A 14,688-nucleotide genomic window follows, 5' to 3' on the forward strand; every position below is an offset into this window, starting at 1 on the left:
AGCGCCGCGACCTGGCCGGCACCGTTCAGCACCGCGTCACGCTGGTCCTGCCATTGCTGGATCTGCGCTTGTGCCTTGCTGAGTGCTTCTTCGTATCGCTGGATGCGCTTCTGGTCGTTCTTCTCGTAGGCATCGTCAAGCGCGGACTGAACCCTTGCCATGTACTCGGTTTCACGAGCGATGGCATCGTCCAAGCGGGGTACGTCATCAGCGGCGGGACCGTTCACGCGCGCCGCAATCTCCTCCGCGACGAACTTGGTGACGTTGACGACGCCCGCAGCCCCCTTGGCCGCATAACCGATGGCAGTACCCAGGCCCTTGATCAGGAGATTCAGGCCCTCCACCACCGCCGGATCTTTCAGCACATCACGCAGATCTCGCACGGCCTGAGTGAAGGTGTCGATGAACCCCGACTCGCCAGCCTGGATCTTCAGGTCAGTGAATGCGTTCTCCAAACGGTTGAGTTCGGCCTGCAAGCCGGTGGCCGCTTTCTGTGAGGCTGGCCCATAAGCCTCCTGCAGGGCAGCGCCGAACCGCGGCAGAAACTCGGCCGCCGGGATCATGCCCTTTTCCAGCCACTCGCTGAGCTGCTTGGTGTTGGTGTCCAGAGCCTTGGCGGCAAGCGAGAACGCGCCGGGAACGCGCTGGCCGAGCTGCAGAACTAGCTCCTGGGTCTGGACCTTGCCCTTGCTGATCATCTGCTCCAGGGCGAGCAGGATGCCATTGGTTTCCTGGCGGGTGAGGTGCAGCGCAGTGGTGGCCGAGGCGACGCCTTCGAAGATCGTGCGCAGGGAACTGCCCAGCTCCGGGGTTTCTTTCGCGGCCGCCACCAGGCGGGAATAGGCCTGGCTGGTGTTGAGCAGCTCCAAGCCGAGGCGTTCGGAAACCTCGCGGACGTACTCCAACTCCTGCCTCGCCTTCGCCGCCGACCCCGTAGCTGCCTCCATGGTGTACAACGCCTGCTGCCACTGCAGGTTGGTGTTGACGACTTCCTTGGAGAAGGACGCTACGCCGTACCCAGCTACGCCTGCCACCAACAGGCCCTGCACTCGACGGATAGCCGCTCCCATGCTGTTGAGAGCCACGGTAGAGGTCCTGGCATCGTTGCCAATGCCATTGAGGACATCACGCCGCGCTCGGATTCTGTCCAAGGCGCTTGCGTACGCCGTAGCCTCAATACGACCAGCACGAAAGTGCTCGGTGAGCTGTCGTTCCTGGTCCGCCAATTGAGCGAGGGAGCGGTAAGTTGGATCAATAGCCCCGAGAAGCTTGCGGGCTGCCGCTTCCTGCCGAGAGGTCTCAGCAGCAGCGGCGGCTGCAGCTTCCGCCGCGCGCTTTTCCGCAGCGACCTGCTGGACACGGGCGCGCTCGGCGTTGTGGAAGGTGTTCATGGCGTTGGACTGCGCCTGAGCGCTATCCCTCCAAGCGGTGTTTCCTGCCTGGACAGCGGTATTCAGTCGCTGGGTGCTATCTGCCGCCTCATCTTGCGCAGACTTTTGCTGCAGCGATGCCGCGACCATTGCCTTGATTCGAGCAGCTTGTTGCTCTGCGGATTCGCCGACTTGGGTGATCTGACGGGATGCGTCGCCTGCGCGTTTACCTGTGGAGTCCAGGGATTGGCCAAGCCTGTCGACGGAGGCCTGGGCCTGATCGACGGCCCCGGTGGCCCCGACCTTCTGCAGATCCTTGCTGGCCTCGGACGCTTTGTCACTCACGCCATCCAGTGAGTGGCCGAGCTTGTCGATGGGCGCCTGGGCCTGATCAACGCCCCCGGTAGTCCCGACCTTCTGTAGGCCCTTGCCGGCCTCGGACGCCTTAGCACTCACACCATCCAGCGAGTGGCCGAGCTTGTCGATGGCCCCTTGGGCCTGGTCGACGGCGCCGGTAGCACCGACTTTCTGCAGGCCCGTGCCGGCCTCGGACGCCTTGCTACCGACATCCCTGATCGCGGCCGCCAAAGCTTCGACGGCAGCCTGGCCGTCTTTCATGTCGGCACGCAGCCGAAGGGCGATTTCGAGATCTCGATTTGCCATTTGCGAATCACATTCGGAGGAAGTACCCGAATGGTCGCGCGCGCAAGCAGTGAGGTCTTTTGGAAGACGCTAAAAAGCGGCCCGGAGGCCGCTTTCTATTTTAGAAGCTTCTGCAGGTGACGTTCAGCGTCCTGACCGCCCGCAAAAGCGAAGTTGACGTCGATCACCCGTTCAGCGCGTTCGCGCCGATGTCGTCGCTCCACCGCGTCGAGCTGCTGCAGGATCTGCCGACGAGTCATCTTGCCAATGTCGGCTACGGAGCCGTAACCGGCGGCGACGAGGTAGTCGATGGCGTCTGACCAGCGTCCCGCTTCCTGGCCTGCTCGGCGATGGCCTGCGCCGTCAGCAGACGTTTCTCGGCGCAGCGCTTGCAGAAAGGGCCATTGACGATCCACCACCACCAGACCAGTTCATAGCCGTCGTCTGCACCAAGCCCGCGCATCCACTCCATATCGACCGAAGCCGCCTTGGCAATCAGATGTACCAGGACCGAGAAATGATTGCCCAGGAAAGAAGGAACCGCCTCGATGCCCGGCCAGGGCGCGTTCGCTTTCGCTTGCTCCTCAAGGTCGACCAGGATCGGTTCCAACAGAGGGAGCAGCTCCAGCGACTCGAAGAACCCATACTCGCGCATCACCACGTCCCGGCCTGCAATGATTATCGTGCGGTCGGGGTGGATGACAGACAGGTCCTCTGCACCAGTGGCAGATTTCTTCCTGGTTACCTTCCGCGCCATGGTCAGGCCGCCTTCTTCTCGATGTATCGGCCATATCCACCGAGCATCGGATCACCGGCATTCAGCGGGTCATACAGGACACTGCCGGTCAACGGCAGATTGCCGTATTCCTCATGGATCATTGCCAGAGTTCCGACCGGGTTGAACTTGCAGCGGAACAAGTCGACCAAGACCGACTTGCCGGTTTCGGTGTCGATGCCGTCCAGGAATAGCCAGCGCTCCGGAGGCCGTTGGGTGAACATCGTCAGCGCCACAGCTTCCTCGGACTCATAGGCGGCGCTTACCGCAGATGCTTGGGCAGTCAGGAACTCGATCAGACCGGCCGTGGCAGATTCGATCTTGTAGTCGGTTCCTGCGACGAGCGGAGTGCTCGACTGGGTGAGCACCAGATCGCTGATGAAGGGTTTTGCCAGGCGGAACACATCACCAACCGCAATCGGCGTGGGAAGCGCCTCGCCAGTTACCGTCACGCCGGGAATGGCGACCTGCTGCGCGTACAGCCCCAGGATCAGGTTGGGCAGTAGCCATTCGTCGAGCGCCAGGTTAATCGTCGCGGTCTTTCCGCGGTCGAGCTGGCCGTACTGCAGGCGATTACCGCTGAAGCTCTCGGTTTTGTTGGTGGTTTCGGTGGCCAATTGCAGTTCACAGGTCGGGGCATTGCCCACCCAGGTCTGCTTCAACGCCTTGCCTTGAGCACTGCGCTCAGCCATCCAAATCTTGCCTTGGAGAGAAATCAGAGACATGAGGGGTTACTCCTTCGCCTTGCCGGCGGCAGCGGCCTGATCGGCCGGCGCAGCAATGCGCTTGTGGCGAATCAACCATTCTTTCTCGATGCTGGTGACACTGATCTCGTCACCCGTCTTGCACTTCTGTTCACCATGGGTGTGATCGGCGATCAGAATGACCTTCTCCCGCTTCACTTCAGCGGTGTCGGCGACTTGCTTGGTACTCATGGGTCTCTCCCGATGGCGTGTTGAGTGGAATAGATCTCGCCCCAGAGGAGCGTGGTGTCGTCAGAGTCCAGCACCTTGCCGATAACGAACTGGGTTCCCCTGGCCAAGGGCAAACTGGGTACCCAGCCCACCATCGCGCCGCGAACCTGGTCGAGAATCGACTGGAGATCGTCGGCCGCATCGGCCAACTGGTCGTATCGGTAGCTGCGGACGGCCAGCACAACGCCGAACAGCGCGCCGACGCGCTGCCGGGCAGGCCCACCGCTATTGCCGGTTGGTCGCGGCTCACCGCTTTCCTCAGCGAGCAGCACATAGGCGGCCGGCGTTGGATAGTCCCGCAGCGCCTTAACTGCTCCGAAGTCCGCTGCCGTGCCGATCAGTCGCAACGCCGGCACCGTAGCGGTGAGGCGCTCGATGACCAGACGGTGATCGAAAGGAGCGTTGCTCACCGGAAGCTCCTCAGCTGCTGGCGATTGAATACGTTCTCGTCGGCATCGAAGCGAACATCGGCCAACATGGGATTGTTGGCGATCGGATCCTCGGCGCCGAGACTGAACGTGCCGTCGGCGACCATCTGCAGGAACTTCAAGGCATCCTTGTAGTTGCGCAGGATGGCGTCCTTGTCGTCTGAGATTCGGTCCTTGTGCAGCAGGTAGCGACCGATGTCGCGCACCCAGCCGGTAACCAGGCCAGGCACCGGACTCAGCGGCAGGCCGTAGCCTCGCTTGGCCAGGTAACCATTGACGATGCTTTCGGCCTCGGTCATGGCCTCGGTGATTCGCTCCAGGACGAGATCAACCCCCGCCACCTGCTCCGGCGTCCAGGCACTCAGATCTCCACCACGCAACGCGGCATCGAGGAGCGCGGAATCGACGATCTTCAGGTGCTGGGCGGTGGCGACTTGAGCCAGCTCCTTTGCACCAGGACGTTCGGCGAGGTGGACGAGAGTGATGTAGTCCATGGTCAGCTCACATCCTTCAGTGCAAACGAGCAGTGCTCGACGACCAGATTCGGATCATTGAGCAGTGCATCGACCTGGGCGTCGCTCAACAGCGAGAGTGCAATGCCGTGGCCTTCTCGCGTGAAGCGATGGCCACAGCGCCGGAAGCTATCCGGTACGGAACGGACGAACAGTGCTTCTACCTCGTCCTCACCTGCCGCTCCCTTGGCGCTGGCCATTGGCTGCAGAGCCGCGTCAGGCGACGGAGCAGCGTCTCCGCTCTGCTGGCCGAGCTGGGCATCCTGAGCAATGGTCTCCCCTGGCTGCTCCACAACCTGGGGACCGGCGGAAACCCCAGGCGGAGAAGTGAAATCACCAGTAGACAGGCCTGTGTCCGCGCTTACTGCTACGCCGGACCGCTCCTCGGGTTGATCTGCAGTTCTTTTCTTACCTGCCATTGCACACCTCCGTCAGGCCGCCAGCCACGGGGTGACAAGCACGTCCACCACGTCGCGGTTGATATTGGTGGCTCCAGCCGCATTGCGTTCGGCCTTGACCACTTCCAACGCCTGGCTGCGCAGCGATGGCGGAACGACCAGGAGCTTCGGTCGGATACCGAGTCGTTTGCCCTTATCTCCACGCAAACTCTGCATCGCCGCGTAGACATCGTTGAAGCTGCTCGCATCCAGCGCTTCCCTGGAGGAGTAGGCGAGCTGCCACAACCCGAAACCGGCATTCAAGCGCGCGTCAACGCCGTATACGTACTCCTTACGCATGAAGACGTTTTCGTCTTTCTCGGCGTCCATGGTCACGAAGTTGTAGTCCTTCCGCTTCTGTAGGATCAGCGGCTTCATGATTCGCGTGGTGTCGAGCAGGAACCACGGTGTGCCGCTGCCGCCCTGGAAGTTGCTGACGGAAACCTCGTTGCCAGCCGCGCTAGTTACCGGGTGGTCGGTGTCGAAGAAGTACTGGCCGTCGTAGCAGGTTTGAGTGAAACCACCACTGAGCAGCGCGTAGACGAGTTCCGCCGGGTGCATCGCGGAGTCCTGGCCCAATTGCCCCATCAAGGGGGTGAACAGCCCGTAGCTGTCGTCTTCGATGCTCTCGCGAGGAACACCTACGGTGTTCTCGAAGGTCTTGTTCTTGATGGTGTAGTCGTGCACGCCCAAGTTCTGGATCACTCGGTCGCCGAGCCATTCCCGGAACGCGGTCGAGTTACCGAGCCACCCATACTGCTCGGAGGCATTACCGGACGTCACGGTCAGCACGAACTGGTTGAAGTCAGGCTGAACACCTGCGAAGGCATTCTGGAACGCCGCGCGGTAACCGATGAAGAGGTTCCGCAGGTTTTGCTGGTTGATAATCATCTGAATGCTGCTCCTTAGATCTCTACCCAGACACCGCCGTCATCCACATCGCGGACGACGCCGGCAACCGAGCGGGTGTCAGTGGCAGAGGTCTTGGCGACCGTCTGATCGTCGACGATGAAGCACTCCTTGCCGATGTCGGCGCGGGTGATCTGGTCGGCCGAGGCACTGTTGGCGAGCTGGAATACACCCCGGCGGGTTTCGATACGCTTGGCGCCGGCGGCGCCACCGGTGTTGTCGACCTGCTCCTGGGCGATACCGCGCGCCGCAATGGTGGTCGACAGCGCTCCTGGTACGGCGTTGCCCGAAGCGTCGAGACACACCAGGCTGCCGGCAAAGATCTTGGCGTTGGCCGCCACCGGGTCGTTGAACTGCATGCCGTCGCGGCGTGGGGTGTTGCGGTCTTTGGTCAGGGCCATGATGCTCAGGCCTCCTTCGCGGCCTTGAAGGCCTCAATGGTGATACCCATGGCCGTGCATACGGCCAGTTCGTCGGCCGTCAGCCCGGTTTTCTCGTCCGGTACCGGCGGCTGGCCCCGAGTCTGCGAGCCGGACAGTGCAGCGATCGGCTGTGCAGCGGAAAGGTACGCAGTAAGAGAGGCACGGTTTTCCTTGCCCAACTCCCGAGCCCACTTTTCCATGCTCTTGTGCAGCCGGCCGTCTTCCAGTGCAGTCGCGATCTCGGCATCCAGTTCCTTCTCGTCGCGTTGGCCGAGTCGGATGGTCAGCGCCGCGATCTCGCTCTTCAGCTCATCGACGACGGTAACGGGAACATGCTTGGCCGGATCTACTGCGGTCGCTGCCTTGGCTTTCAGCCCAGTGCAGGCTGCAAGCATGGCGCTGCAGGCAGCAGTGTCGTCGAGGCCCAGCTGCTTGCGCATCGAGGCCAGGTCAGTGGTATGGGCGGAGAGCGCGGCGATGGCCTGCTCCTCGGTGGTGTTCTCGGCCAGGCCGAGTGCGGCAAGCACCGCTTTCAGCAGTGGTTTCACGAGCGATTCCTCGTTGGATGGATCGATGGTCAGTTGGAAAGTGGCTGCAGCGCGCTCGCTTAGGGCTTGCATGCCGTCGATAGCCGGGTTGTTGGTGAGCGCTCCCATCTGAAGGTCCAGGACGTCACCCGTCACGGGGTCGAACAGGAAGACAGGGCTGAAATAGCGATACTCGCCATCGGTGATGTACTGCTTTGCACGGGCGGTTAGCTCGACTTGGGCGAACAAGCCCTGGCCCTCACGCCACTCCAGGGCGCGGAAGAAGCCAGCAGCGGGTGCCGGCTGCCCGTTTTCCTCTTTCCACAGGGTCTGGTGCTCGTAGTCGAGCACCGGAGGCGTTTTCTTTGCCGCGAACCGCTGCACGACAGCCGCTGCCAACGCAGCGTCAATATTCCAGGCGGGGACTTTCATTTCCCGGTTGTCGCGCGGCTTGAACTGCCCGGCCGGGGTTACCTGCAGGGTGATGAGATTGCCCTCGGTCGGCGCCTGTATATCGAAGCTGCAGGCGGCGAGAGCTATGGCGGCGAGAAGGGGCTTCGTTTTCATGGCGCCACTCTGTGCGCCAGACACTTAAGCTGTCTTTTGGAAGGGGCGAAAATCGTGCGAAGCGGAAATTCTGGTGGCTCAGGCAATTTCTACCTGAGCCACTAAGAGGAACCCTCTTCAAATCGATTTATAAACGCCGTTGCTGCGCCGATCCGCATTGGAGTGGAACCACGGCAGCCAAATGAACCATGAAAGGCCTTCTTGGCGCGCTCAGGAGCTTTTCCCGGAAAGCGCTCGATCGAGGTGCTTCTGTGCGATCGCTAGCAGCTCGTCATCGTCGCGGTTGCTGGTGCCTAGCCACGGCCGAGCCGGGATCTTGATAGTGTAGGGACCGAGGGACACCCACTGAGAGAAGTTCGCCCGACGTCTGTTCACGAACTGGGGGCTGACCTCGTTGGTCTTGGCGTCATGCCGGAAATACGCTTGCTGGCTGCGAGCCGCAATCTGTATTTCACCACCGAATTGATGAATCGCTGCATAGGCACGGTTGGACCCGACCGCCAGTTCGTCGTCGCTGGCCTGATATCGGATGGTGTTTTTCAGATAGCCATCGAGCACCAAGATCTTGTCCTGGTTCTTCCGCTTTCGCCGCTGATAGGCCGGGGACAACGCCTGCCAAGGCGTACCGTCAGGTGCGCTCTGGCTCTCGAAGCGTTCGTCCAAGGCGATGAGCATGTACTCGCCCATATCACGGAACATCGGGGCCGGGGAGCGCATGAGATCAGCGGCTGCCCTCAGCGCCTCAAGTACCTTCTCACTGCTGTATTCAAGGGTTACTCCAGCCACGTCACGTCTCCTGGTACAGCCGAACACCTTGGCGATATGGTGCCAGCGGTTGCTGCCCTGGCTGGACGACCGCGGCGCTCGCCGCCCAGCCGTTGGCGTCCAGCTCGACAACAACCTGGACGGGAGCCGCTTCGCCGCTTACCTGCAGGCTGGCCAGGTAACATCGACGGACCACAGCCTTTTTCAGAGATTCGACCCAATCCAGCCGTACCCATATCTCTGCCGGACGCCGCAGTGCTTCAGCCGCCAGCATCAACCACTTCTTCGACATGCCGGATTCCGCTACTAGCAGATCACCGCCGGCTCGGCTGACAAACATCTCGCGCCCCACCACTACGCGCTGACCGACTACATCCTGGAAGACGGCCGGCTTATCCAGGGTCGCGCCGAACGGCCGCAGGAAGCGTTTGATCGCGTCGGCATCGAGCATGTCCTGGTCCAGCAACTGGTTGGTCGGAACAGGACGAGGCGCAGGTAGCGGGTCAGAAGCCGGAGTGCTTGGTAGACCGGCCGGAGGCGTAGGCCCGCCATTGCGAGGCTGAGGCACCGCAGTGTCCAGTCTGGCTTGGCCCGGCATGTACTCGAAGCCGGGATCAATGCCTTCTGGTACTTCGACCACTCGCGGCCCGTCTGGGCTGTTCTGGCCGATGGTCCGGGCCTGCCACACAATCGGTGGTGCCTCGTCCGGGCCATCCTTGCCCATACGGCGTAGGTCATCCTCGCTGAGCGCGCGCACGCTGCACTGGCATCCCCAGGCATTGATCGGGAAATGGTATTGCCACCAAGGATCGTCCCAACGCAGGACCAGGCCATTCCAGGACTCATGCTTCGGTCTCGGATGCTCAACAGCATCGCTGTGCAGGTATTGCCAGTAAGGACGTTCCTCGCGCACAGCCATGAGCTGCTCCAGGCGACCGGCCATGTAGCTGCTGCGCATGTTGGTCTCGTAGATCACTCGACTGCGCCAGTTGCGCCCGCCCCGGTAGCTCCAGCCGTACTTGGCGACGATACGGTCGAAGTCACGGCGGAACTCCTCCAGCGTAGTGCCATCGGCTATTGCCTTCTCCACTGCCTGACGGAAGTCCTGCACCAGGTCGTCGCGGTTGGCGCCGGCGACGACGAAGGCATAGTCATGCTCGCGGGTGTAGATGTCCGTCCAGGCGTTGGTCGGTAGATTGAGCTTGCGCCGGAAGAACTGGTTCTGCTCGGCGAAAGGCAGTGAGGTTGCTCTAAGCGCCACCGGCCACCTCCTGCAGGATCTCGACTCGCCCCTGTAGCGCCGCAGCGGCCAGGGCCTGCGCCATCGCATCCGCGTACTGTTCCAGGGTCATGTCCGGAAGCAGTTGCTCCAGGCCATCACGGATTTCATCCAGGCTGGATGCACTCTGCACCAGCGCACGGACTTGGTCGATCCATCGGTCGGTGGTCGGGCGGAGCGCGTCATCCAACTGCTGGTCGGCGGTCTTCGGCGGAGGTGTCTCAGCGGTGGCCACCGCTTTTCCCAAGGCACGTGTGGGTACCTGCGCCGGCGGTACGACCGGCTCGATCACGGTCGCGAGCACTTCCTCGCCCTCGGCTGGCTCCGGGATTGCCAGGCGCTGTTGCGCCCAACTGCGAGGGATCTGCATCCCGAGCTTCACCAATGGTGGAAGAGCTGTGGCGTAGGCGCTGAGGTCTTCGGCCTCCTGGACGTCGAAGACCAGCCGGGGACAGCGTGCCCAACTGTCGACAAGGCCATTCAGGACGGCAATCGGGTAGACCAGGTCACGACTGAGTGTTTTCGCCAACAGTTTCGCGTCGGCGTCCCGCAAGTCCTTGCGTACCTCGTTGTGGACATTGCCCAGGGCGTTGGTGGAGGTCTTTCCATCTGCTTGGCTGGTCAACGTGCCACCGAGGATGGCTTTTGACTGAGTTCGTTCGCACCACTCGATCATCAACTGGAACGCGGCCGGATCGCCCTGGGCTGCGTTCAGAAAATCCAGCTCCATGCCAAGAGGGATGATCCCGGCAGCGTTGTGCCCAAGTGCGGCCAGGGCGCGCAGCAGTGTGAGCTTCTCTTTCTCGGTGGCACCGGTCGGGTATTTACCGACCCGCATGGGGATGCCGTAGATCTCCAGAAACTCGGCCAGGTCGCCTACCGAGTAGTTCTTGAACAGGTAGGGCCAGACCAGGACACGGAACAGAGCCGAGCGCTCCAGATAACCGCTCTTGGACTTGTGAACGTGCGTGATCCAACCGAAGGGTTGCAACGGCGTCCCTCCCGACGGACCACGCAACCGGATCTCTTGCCGAACGCCTCGCGGTAGTTGGAACCATGACTGGGGGCGATGGATGATCGCCTTGGGGAGCCAGTTACCATCAACGCGTTGCCAGCCGTCGAACTCCTGGCAGGCGAAGCCCTTGCCGATGGCGTCGGTGGTATCGAAGATTACCTCTTCAAAGTCGTCCAGACCTTGCATGAGGTTGTACAAGGCCGCCGCAGCTTCCTTCTCCTTAGCTGTTGCGTTGTCGGGTGGAACGATGTCCCAGTCCAACTGAGCCACCGCGCGGCGCCGCTTGGACATCTCGGCGTGGATATGGCCATCCTTCTCCTCCATATCTTCGAACAGCTCATATTGGGCGACGATGTCACCTTGCTCGGCGGAGTCGAGGAGCGAGGCAAGCCTTGAAGGCGTGAGTCCACGAGATGGGTGACCAGCGACCTCATGGTGCAGGCTGGTCAGTTGGGCGGTCTGGGGCTCACGGATCTCGTTCAGGCGCAGCGGCTGGCCGTCGGGGCCGAGAATCCGGGTCATAGTCACCATGCTGAAGGCTCCGGTAGCTCGATATCGTTGTTGTGGTCCTGGACGTTGTCGAAGCCGCGGCTATGGCGTGGCAGCGCCGTAAAGGCGATCTCGCCACCCTCCATGTAGCTGGCTCGGACGGCCATGACCAAGGAAATGGCGGCGTCCCCGTGACGCTTGCCCTTGCCGCTGGCTGACTCCAAGTCCTTGGTGCGGCCTTTGTCGATGACAGGGATGCCTTTCTCGACCTTGATCGAGAGCAGGTCATCCAGCTCGGTCTGGTGCCGCGGGATCTCCAGGTTGAATGCCTCGAATTCGCCCTTGAGCTTCGGCATCCAGGTGGCGTACCAGGCCAGGTTGAGCTGCACCTGGTCGACCATCCCGGCGCCGTACTTCAGCGCAGCCTGCTCGGCCAGGTAGCCGCCGTTGCCGGTGGCGTCGAAGGCCAGTCCACTGAGTCGCGGCAGGCGATCGCAGATGAAGCGCATGATGTCGCGCTGAGCTTCGTAGGTGAGGTTCCGTAGCTCGACCTGGAAGGGGACGCGCTTGCGCAGGGTCGGCGAGATCGCCAAAGGCGTGAAGACGGTCAGGTCGCCGCGGCGCGCGAAGTCCTCGCCGAAGGTGTGGCGGTTCTGGTCGCTAAGGCGGGCCAACTCTGGCAGGAGGTTCTCTTCGCACCAGGTGCGAACCTCCGCCTCTCGCAGCTCTGGCGTCCAGCTCTCGAAGCCGGCCGGCGCCTCGTAGCGGTGAATGCGGATCGAGTGGTCGGCGACCATCGCCTGCTCGATGAGCACCCGCGACAGGTAGGCGCCGCCGGACTTTTTCGGGACGCAGCCGTACTCTTCCTCGGCCGACTCGATGTTGGGGGCGTTCTTGTACAGACCATCACGCCAGGCTTTCTCGGACTCGGGTGACCAAGCCTGGCCCGTGACGTAGCAGATGCGCTTGTACAGTCCCTCAGCAATCGCGTCATCGAGGGTGATGCGGTGGATGCTGTAGTCTTTCCGGCCCTCTCGGGCATCCTGGATGTAGGTGTTGAAGGGGTTGTCGACGCCGTTGTGAGTGCTGATCAGGCGCACCTTGTTGCCCCACATCGTCAATGCCAGGGCGGCCTTCAGCAGCTCCTCCAGGGACTCATGGAACGCTGCTTCATCGATCACCACGTCGCCCTGCAGGCCGCGCAGGTTACTCGGCCGGCTGCTCAGGGCCTGGATTTTCCGCCCCGTTTTCGGGAAGCGGATCATGTAGGTCAGGATCTCTTCCTTCTTCCCTTCGTCCCAGAAGGTCTGCTCGTAGACGTCGGCCTCTGCCAGCTCGTTGAAAGCACGGGCGAACAGAGCACAGGCGGCGATGTACTCCAACGCCATCTCCTGCTTGCTGCCGACGTAGAAGGTGTTGCAGCCACCTCGGCGCCGCGGCTTGGCGGCATTGATCACGTTGCGCCCGGCCTCGGCCCAGGTCAGGCCGGTACGGCGGGACTTCTCCGCGATCATGATCTGGCTCTCGTCCTCGAACCAGCGCTGCTGGTACGGCAGGAAGACGGGCTCATTGGCCGGCTGGGCTTCGGAGATTTCCTGCGGCACGTCGACGCCGAGCAGCTCCATCTCCTCGGCCAGGTCGATCTTACGCGGGGCACTGGTCGCAGTAAGCCTCTTACCCAGCTCGGCAGTGGTTGCGCGCATGGCCATGTCAGGCTTTCCCCAGGAGGATGCCGCGGATTCGGTTTTCGAGCTGCTCGCTCATCCCGTCGCTGCCACGCTGCTCTTCCAAGCGCTGCTCCTGCTCCTGGAGCAGCTTCTCGCGGGCTTCGCGCTCGATCTGGCGGCGCTCCTCCATACTGGCTTTGCGGGCCTGCAGGACATCCTTGGCTGCCCGAGCCAGCTTGCGGACGTCCTCGATGTCGACCTCGTCCTCGGTCTGCGCAGCGAAGGCCGCATGGGTCGTCAAGGTGGTGATGGATTGCACCAGGAGCGCGCCTGCACGTTCGTCTGGGTTCTCGCCTAGCTCTTCCACCAGCAGGCTGGCCATCGCTTGCTGCTCGCGCAGGCGCCGGGTCATCTCGTCGAAGCTGACCTTGTATCGGCCGATCGCTGAACGGCTGGGCTTTTCCTTGCCCGGGAAGCGCTCCTGCAACTGCTCGATCAGCTCGTCCAGGGTCAGGCGGTTCTCGCGCAGGGAGCGCTCGATGAACGAACGCACATCCGGTGGCAGCTTGTCGATGCTGGACTTGCGGCCCATGGTCAGGCTCCCGGACGCTTCACGCCGTCCACTCGGGCGCGGCCGGCGGCCACGTCGGCGCCGCGCTCAGTCAGCTTCGCGACCAGCACTGCGCCGTTGCTGACGTCCTCGATCTTCACCAGTTGCTGCTCCTCCAGCCAGCGCAACTCGCCCTTCACCTGGTCGCGACTGGGGTCATGCCCCCACTGGCTGAGGACGGCGTGCAGTACCGAGCTATTGGCCTGGTAGGTCGGCATTTCCGCAAGGATGCGCAGGATCACCAGGCGGCGGTCCTGGCTGATGAAATCGGAGTAGTTGCTAGTCATGGGCGTCTCTCGCTGAGCAGGTAGTCATTGATGCGATCAACCGAGCGAGTCAAAGGGTCCAGCGCTTTGGCCAACCCCGACAGCTCGGCGCGCATGGCTTTCATGTCGCCGGCCAGCTCCGACAGCTGCTGGCTGTCCGGCAGGTGGAGCATCTGCTGCTCCAGGGTGAGAAGTCGGTTGTCCTGGGATGAAAGCCGATTCGTCAGGTGTTCGGCCTCGGCCTTGGAGCTGGAGCGACGCGCAGCAGCCAGCGAGTACAGGCCCACCGCCGCGGTGAATACGAACTGGCCGGCGCGCAGCACGAAGTCCAAGTCCATCAGTGAGTTTCCTTGTCGTTTACATCGAGCAGCGCATTCAGTTGCGCCAGGTTGGTGAGAGACCATTTCCCGTAATCGCGGGCATGGGCCAGGATGTCAGCCGCGCTGACACCGCTTTCCAGTAGTTCGGCGTCAGCGCCGGAGGCGGGCCAGGCCGTTTCTTGAGGGCTGGCGGCAGTTCTGCAGGCTGCTGGCGAGGGCAGATCGGCGCCGAGGGCGTGGTTGTAGTCCCGCAGCCAGCCGCAAGTGACAACGAAGCGAGGAGCAGGCACAGGGGAAGCACCTGGTGCCGGCCGGTATTGAGTCGAGACATGGGCGATACGCTCCGATAGCTGTTGCTGGAGGGCAGTGAACTGGTCCTGGGCTGACAGGAATCGCGCTTCCGCCTGATTCGCGCGAGTGACCTGCTGCTGGAACTGCAGGAAGTTGTCCTCAGCGATCTTGGCCAGCTCGTTGGAATGCTGCAGCTGCAGGTTGAGCAGCGCTGCGTCACCTTCGGCGCGAGCGGTGGCGTACCCACGGTCGTAGCTTGCGGAGCCGTGGATCACTACAGCTACGCTGTACAGCACCGCAATCAGCGCGATCCAGAACCAGTTGGAGCGCAGGAGACTAAGGATGCCCATGGAGCCCCCTTTGCCGACGGTACTTGCGCGCCTTGCGTTTTGCCCGAGCCACACCGGACTTACCATGCCGCTC

Annotated in this window: 19 protein-coding genes; 1 reads left to right on the forward strand and 18 read right to left on the reverse strand. The window is 62.3% G+C overall.

What is annotated here, in order from left to right:
• Nucleotides 1–2,033, reverse strand: a 2,033-nt coding sequence (locus HMPREF2924_RS00190; RefSeq protein WP_141765517.1) for a tape measure protein, incomplete at its 3' end; no start/stop codon positions are given.
• A 116-nt stretch (nt 2,034–2,149) separates the two neighbouring features.
• On the opposite strand from HMPREF2924_RS00190, the gene HMPREF2924_RS35745 reads away from it, so the two are divergent.
• Nucleotides 2,150–2,332: a hypothetical protein gene (locus HMPREF2924_RS35745; protein WP_049967619.1), complete on the forward strand. Its 183-nt coding sequence runs from the start codon at nt 2,150–2,152 to the stop codon at nt 2,330–2,332.
• Here HMPREF2924_RS35745 and HMPREF2924_RS00195 read toward each other — a convergent pair.
• The 17 genes from HMPREF2924_RS00195 to HMPREF2924_RS00275 all read right to left on the reverse strand — a co-directional run bounded on the left by HMPREF2924_RS00195 (nt 2,287) and on the right by HMPREF2924_RS00275 (nt 14,615).
• The gene (locus HMPREF2924_RS00195; RefSeq protein WP_016852450.1) at nt 2,287–2,769 is read right to left on the reverse strand and encodes a DUF6631 family protein; all 483 of its coding nucleotides are present in this window, start codon (nt 2,767–2,769) and stop codon (nt 2,287–2,289) included. The genes HMPREF2924_RS35745 and HMPREF2924_RS00195 overlap by 46 nt on opposite strands.
• Nucleotides 2,770–2,771: 2 nt before the next feature.
• A complete protein-coding gene (locus HMPREF2924_RS00200) occupies nt 2,772–3,512 on the reverse strand; it encodes a phage tail tube protein (RefSeq protein ID WP_016852449.1) in 741 nt (246 codons plus the stop codon).
• A gap of 6 nt (nt 3,513–3,518) precedes the next feature.
• Nucleotides 3,519–3,722, reverse strand: a complete 204-nt coding sequence (locus HMPREF2924_RS00205) for a DUF7210 family protein (RefSeq protein ID WP_003127509.1) — start codon at nt 3,720–3,722, stop codon at nt 3,519–3,521.
• Entirely contained in the window at nt 3,719–4,171 is a 453-nt protein-coding gene (locus HMPREF2924_RS00210) for a phage tail terminator protein (protein WP_003138162.1), read from the reverse strand. Before HMPREF2924_RS00210 ends, HMPREF2924_RS00205 begins: the two co-directional genes overlap by 4 nt.
• Nucleotides 4,168–4,683 carry a gp436 family protein gene (locus tag HMPREF2924_RS00215; protein WP_003121492.1) on the reverse strand — a complete coding sequence of 172 codons (516 nt, stop codon included), beginning with the start codon at nt 4,681–4,683 and terminating at the stop codon, nt 4,168–4,170. Before HMPREF2924_RS00215 ends, HMPREF2924_RS00210 begins: the two co-directional genes overlap by 4 nt.
• Before the next feature lie 2 nt (nt 4,684–4,685).
• Nucleotides 4,686–5,120, reverse strand: a complete 435-nt coding sequence (locus tag HMPREF2924_RS36000) for a hypothetical protein (protein WP_015649419.1) — start codon at nt 5,118–5,120, stop codon at nt 4,686–4,688.
• A gap of 12 nt (nt 5,121–5,132) precedes the next feature.
• Nucleotides 5,133–6,029: a Mu-like prophage major head subunit gpT family protein gene (locus HMPREF2924_RS00225; protein ID WP_003127513.1), complete on the reverse strand. Its 897-nt coding sequence runs from the start codon at nt 6,027–6,029 to the stop codon at nt 5,133–5,135.
• 14 nt (nt 6,030–6,043) lie between these two features.
• Nucleotides 6,044–6,448 carry a hypothetical protein gene (locus HMPREF2924_RS00230; RefSeq protein WP_003121593.1) on the reverse strand — a complete coding sequence of 135 codons (405 nt, stop codon included), beginning with the start codon at nt 6,446–6,448 and terminating at the stop codon, nt 6,044–6,046.
• 5 nt (nt 6,449–6,453) lie between these two features.
• Nucleotides 6,454–7,563 (reverse strand): phage protease, encoded by a 1,110-nt coding sequence (locus HMPREF2924_RS00235; RefSeq protein ID WP_003138161.1) that lies wholly within the window; start codon nt 7,561–7,563, stop codon nt 6,454–6,456.
• 210 nt (nt 7,564–7,773) lie between these two features.
• Complete coding sequence (locus HMPREF2924_RS00240; RefSeq protein WP_016852448.1) at nt 7,774–8,349, reverse strand: phage virion morphogenesis protein; 576 nt, start codon at nt 8,347–8,349, stop codon at nt 7,774–7,776.
• A gap of 1 nt (nt 8,350) precedes the next feature.
• Entirely contained in the window at nt 8,351–9,589 is a 1,239-nt protein-coding gene (locus tag HMPREF2924_RS00245) for a PBECR2 nuclease fold domain-containing protein (RefSeq protein WP_016852447.1), read from the reverse strand.
• Complete coding sequence (locus tag HMPREF2924_RS00250; RefSeq protein WP_003138157.1) at nt 9,579–11,144, reverse strand: DUF935 domain-containing protein; 1,566 nt, start codon at nt 11,142–11,144, stop codon at nt 9,579–9,581. Before HMPREF2924_RS00250 ends, HMPREF2924_RS00245 begins: the two co-directional genes overlap by 11 nt.
• A gap of 2 nt (nt 11,145–11,146) precedes the next feature.
• Complete coding sequence (locus HMPREF2924_RS00255; RefSeq protein ID WP_003138156.1) at nt 11,147–12,820, reverse strand: hypothetical protein; 1,674 nt, start codon at nt 12,818–12,820, stop codon at nt 11,147–11,149.
• A gap of 1 nt (nt 12,821) precedes the next feature.
• Nucleotides 12,822–13,370 (reverse strand): phage protein Gp27 family protein, encoded by a 549-nt coding sequence (locus tag HMPREF2924_RS00260; RefSeq protein ID WP_003121466.1) that lies wholly within the window; start codon nt 13,368–13,370, stop codon nt 12,822–12,824.
• Nucleotides 13,371–13,372: 2 nt separating this feature from the next.
• A complete protein-coding gene (locus HMPREF2924_RS00265) occupies nt 13,373–13,675 on the reverse strand; it encodes a VpaChn25_0724 family phage protein (RefSeq protein WP_003121465.1) in 303 nt (100 codons plus the stop codon).
• A complete protein-coding gene (locus HMPREF2924_RS00270; RefSeq protein WP_003117315.1) occupies nt 13,672–13,992 on the reverse strand; it encodes a DUF2730 family protein in 321 nt (106 codons plus the stop codon). Before HMPREF2924_RS00270 ends, HMPREF2924_RS00265 begins: the two co-directional genes overlap by 4 nt.
• Nucleotides 13,992–14,615: a hypothetical protein gene (locus tag HMPREF2924_RS00275; RefSeq protein WP_015649412.1), complete on the reverse strand. Its 624-nt coding sequence runs from the start codon at nt 14,613–14,615 to the stop codon at nt 13,992–13,994. The genes HMPREF2924_RS00270 and HMPREF2924_RS00275 overlap by 1 nt, the downstream gene beginning before the upstream one ends.
• Nucleotides 14,616–14,688: the final 73 nt, after the last annotated feature.

The organism is Pseudomonas sp. HMSC063H08 (assembly GCF_001813645.1).
Classification (GTDB): Bacteria; Pseudomonadota; Gammaproteobacteria; order Pseudomonadales; family Pseudomonadaceae; genus Pseudomonas; species Pseudomonas aeruginosa.